The sequence below is a fragment of the Microbacterium sp. genome (genome assembly GCF_047972865.1).
Taxonomy (GTDB): Bacteria; Actinomycetota; Actinomycetes; order Actinomycetales; family Microbacteriaceae; genus Microbacterium.
Window position 1 is genome coordinate 1 of record NZ_JBKEAY010000014.1, and the last position, 3,909, is coordinate 3,909.

Genomic DNA, 3,909 nt, shown 5'->3' on the forward strand with positions numbered 1-3,909 from the left:
GCGTCGTCAAACGCAAATACACCCGATGGCACGTCAAACGCGCCCGCCACCGCAACTGGCCCCAACCCACCGCCGCCGGCATCACAGCCGTCCAAATCGTCCCCTAATTCAACCGTATTGCGCCTAGGTGCGTGGGTCGGAACTCGGTGACTGGCGCTGTGGAGAGTGTTCCGGGCTGAGCATCCCGTCGGTTCGAGCGTTGGGTGGCTGAGGTCGTGTTGGCAGCGTCCCACGGGCCGGGAGCACCGTGAGTGCGGTCACGGGAGTCCCGGGCTGGCCAGAAGCGGCCCCGCCGGGGGTATCACGCGGGCGCGATCCCTGCGACGGTGGCGGTTCGGAGCTTGCGGAGGTTGTGGCAGAGCGCGTGGAGCAGCCATTCGCCCTGCGCGCCGGACAGTCCGCGCAGCCGGAGCCGTCCAGCGTTCTGGCGGGTCTTCATCTGCCCGAACACCGGCTCCACGATCGCTTTACGGCGCGCGTAGTCGGCGCGGCCCTGCTTGGTGCGCAGCGCGTGCGCCATCTGCTCCCGGCGGCTTGCGCCTGGCGGGAGCAGGCCATCGGCGACGTCCACGGGGAAGGTCTCGTCGTGTCTTTGCCTGCCGGTCGCGATCAGCACCGTTGACGGCATCGCCGAAGCTGCGGCCAGGTTGGTCTCCGAGCAGTACCCCGCGTCCACGAGCACGACCTCCGGGGTCTGGCCGATGCCCGCCGCGGCGAGACTGCCCGCGGTCTGGGTCATCATCGGCTCGAACTGCTGCACGTCCGTGGCCTGCTGGGTAACCGAGGTCGCCAGCACGATCTGATGGTCCTCATCGACGGTGGCTTGCGCGTTGAACGCGTACTCGAATCCGTGGTTCGTCTTCATGATCCGCGCCTGCGGATCGGTGAAGTTCCGTTGCGTCTTCGGCTTCGGCTCCGCATTCGCGGCGGCCTCGCCCGCAGCCCGCTCGGCATCTTCGGCGGCCTCGCCCTTGCTCCGGGCTATCTCCTGCGCCGCGGCGGCGGCCTTCTCGGCGGCGTCCTGCTCGATCTGCTCTTTCGCTGCCCGCAGCTTCGCCAGCCGGCCCTGGCGACGCGCGAGCTCCTGCGGGATCTCATCCCCGCGACGGTCCTCACCGTGCCGCTCATCCTCGGCCCGGTCGACCTGCTCCGCCTCGGCCAGCAGCGCGCCCACCTCAGCTTGGAGCTGATCGATCTTCGGGACGATCCGGTCATAGCTCATCGCCTTGTGCTTCGACGCGTTCGCGGAAAGCTTCGTCCCATCCAGTGCCACCCGCCCCAAGCTGACCAGCCCCGCCTGCGCGCACACCGCGAGCACCTGCGCGAACAGGCCCGGCAGCACCTCAAGATGACGACGCCGGAACCTCGCCAGCGACCGATAATCCGGTGCCTGGTTACCCGACAACCACCGGAAGCCGATATCCCGCAGGCACCGCCGCTGCACCTCACGAGACGAGGTCACCCCAGTCGCATACGCGAACAACAGCAGCTTCAACATCATCCGCGGGTCATACGGCGGCGCGCCCGACGCCGACTCATACGAGGCATACACCGCGGTCAGATCCAGCACATCGTCAACGATCTCGGAAATGAACCGGGCCTCGTCATCCTCAGCCAGCCAGTCATCCAGACTCGGCGGGAGCAGGAACGACTGCTGCTGGTCATACCCCCGGAACGTCTTCGCCGCCCCAGCCGGAGCCACCGGCCCAGGCGCCGCGCCCGACGCAACCGGATCGACCTCGAACAAGCCCTCGCCACCGCCTGCCGTCATGAACCCATTCTCCCAGCACCCCGCGCCGCCCACCGGATTCACCCCGGCGCGCTAACCCGAAGGTTCCGACCCACGCACCTAGATGAGTCCGTTCTCATCGGCCCACTGCGCGAACCTACCGCTTGCGAACGGCAGCCGGTACGCGCCGGCCAAGAGGTCATCGGCCAGGCCCGACACCATCGTCACGGTGAGCTTCTTCTCGCGGATCGCGTCGCAGAGCAGCGCGAGCGTGCCGCGGCATTTCAGCCCCGCGCGCCGGGCGTGATTTCTTGCCACCCTGTCGTCGATGATGAGCTGATGGCCACGAGTCGACCCCAGCGCCAAGACGCCGCACTCGCCCCTGTTTCTACCATTCGCGCCAAGCACACGCTCGAAGATGGCGAACGCCTGGAGGTAGGCCAGGTCGGTGCTGCGGTCGACCGTGATCTAGTCGGCTTCGAGCACCAGCCTGAGTGCGGAGTCCGTACGGCACTGTTCCCTGAGTTCGACCTCGACGCTCTCGGGGATAATCACCTGATGGTCACGGCTGAGGTACTTGAGTACGCCGAGCCATCCCTGCAGCGCGAAGTGCCGCAAAGGACCGGTGTCGAACACAAGCCCCGGCGGAAGGTCCGTCACGAAACGAACTGCCAGATGTCGGCGTCCGCGACAACGTGTGGCGCCGGCAAATCTGACTCGTCGATCGTGCCCCATAGCAACTCGAGTGCACGCGCCCCGGAGATCAGCTCATCTCGCACCAACCGCAGCACCGCCTGCTGGAACACCCGAGGCTGGGTCGTCCCCGCCATGTCATCGTGCGGGTAAAGATCGTGTTCGATCATGTCAGCGCTGGACGTCCGGAACTGACGGATCTGACCCGCTTGCGCCCCGGTCACCATCTCGAGATCGCTGAGCCGGCGAGCGAGCGTGGCCATATCGACCTGGAACGTGCTGGCCGTGACGATCGCCGCGGCACGCAGACCGTCAACCATCATCCGCCTCCAGAGCTCTCGCAATCCCCGCTCGGGGAGCAGGAAAGAGCGGGCAAAGTGATCAAGCAACCCTTCGGTTTGTTGTCCCCCGGCGGTCACACCCCAGTCGACCGAGTAGTCGTCGCAGACGAGGAAGTGCCCGAACTCGTGCACCGCGGCGAGCCGACGCCGTCCAACCTTTTGCGCGCTGTTGATGATTGAGACGCCGGTCGCGTCCCGTAAGAGGACCGTACCGGCATCTGCGGTATCGGTGCCGAGGTCGCGGGTGAAGACCAGCAATCCCACATCGGCGAACAGGCGCTGTAGATCCTTCGCGGGCGCGTCCGCTTCGAGTCCGGCCGACGCTCGCGCTCGCCCAGCCATGCGCTCGGCATCCGCCGGAGTCAGCGGCACATCGGGGTGATCCCCGTGGACTTCTCGGTGCTCCAGCGCGCCGAGGTCCTGTATGAGTTCGACGTCGGCGACAAGCTGATCCAGCAACGCGTCGATCTGTGAGTCGATGACCTCGAGCCCCTGTGACGACCGGTGCGAAACGATCGCGGGTGCGGGCGTCGAGAAGAACGACACCATCTGGACGCGGAGTGCGGCGGCGATCTGCGAGAGCTCCAGGGCTGAGACCTTCCGGGTGCCGTTCTCTATTTTGTTCACCATCGTGCGGTCCAGTTGCAGCCGCTCGCCGAGACCTGCCTGGTTCAGCCCCCGGCGTTCCCTGGCTTCGCGGATACGCGCGCCGAGATCAGCCGATGTCATCTCCGTCATGTGTGCGATTCTCGCACACCCGACGGAGATGTGTCAGCAGTGTGTGCTGCGGCACACCAGGCGCTCTGGGCGTCGGGCACGCGGCCCGCGCCAACACCACGCGTTCAAGTGACTCCCCCGCCAACCCCACGCGGGATCGTCGTGGGCCGCACCTCACACCGCGCGGCCGGGGGTGAGGATGCCGTGGGGGTCGAGGGCCGCCTTGATCGTGCGCTGCGTGCTCAGAGCGACATCGTCGAGCTGCCAGGTCATCTCGGTGTACTTGACCGAGCCGACACCGTGCTCGCCGGTGACGGTGCCGCCCAGCGACAGCGCGAGGCGGGTGATGTCGTACACCGCCTCCTTCGCCGCCGCGTAGCCGGCGGGGGAGTCCTCGGCCTCGACGGTGGGGTGCAGGTTGCCGTCGCC

At 67.1% G+C, this 3,909-nt stretch carries 5 protein-coding genes; all 5 read right to left on the reverse strand.

Annotated features, from left to right (window positions below; all coding sequences use genetic code 11):
- Window positions 1–301: 301 nt before the first annotated feature.
- On the reverse strand, window positions 302–1,747 hold the full coding sequence (locus ACK5KK_RS00690) for an IS1182 family transposase (RefSeq protein ID WP_416888173.1): 1,446 nt from the start codon (window positions 1,745–1,747) through the stop codon (window positions 302–304).
- Window positions 1,748–1,849: 102 nt separating this feature from the next.
- A complete protein-coding gene (locus ACK5KK_RS00695; RefSeq protein WP_416888169.1) occupies window positions 1,850–2,047 on the reverse strand; it encodes a hypothetical protein in 198 nt (65 codons plus the stop codon).
- Between the two features lie 150 nt (window positions 2,048–2,197).
- Window positions 2,198–2,389 (reverse strand): hypothetical protein, encoded by a 192-nt coding sequence (locus ACK5KK_RS00700; protein ID WP_416888170.1) that lies wholly within the window; start codon window positions 2,387–2,389, stop codon window positions 2,198–2,200.
- The gene (locus ACK5KK_RS00705; RefSeq protein ID WP_416888171.1) at window positions 2,386–3,501 is read right to left on the reverse strand and encodes a helix-turn-helix domain-containing protein; all 1,116 of its coding nucleotides are present in this window, start codon (window positions 3,499–3,501) and stop codon (window positions 2,386–2,388) included. Before ACK5KK_RS00705 ends, ACK5KK_RS00700 begins: the two co-directional genes overlap by 4 nt.
- A 153-nt stretch (window positions 3,502–3,654) precedes the next feature.
- Window positions 3,655–3,909, reverse strand: a 255-nt coding sequence (locus ACK5KK_RS00710; protein ID WP_416888172.1) for an FAD-linked oxidase C-terminal domain-containing protein, incomplete at its 5' end; no start/stop codon positions are given.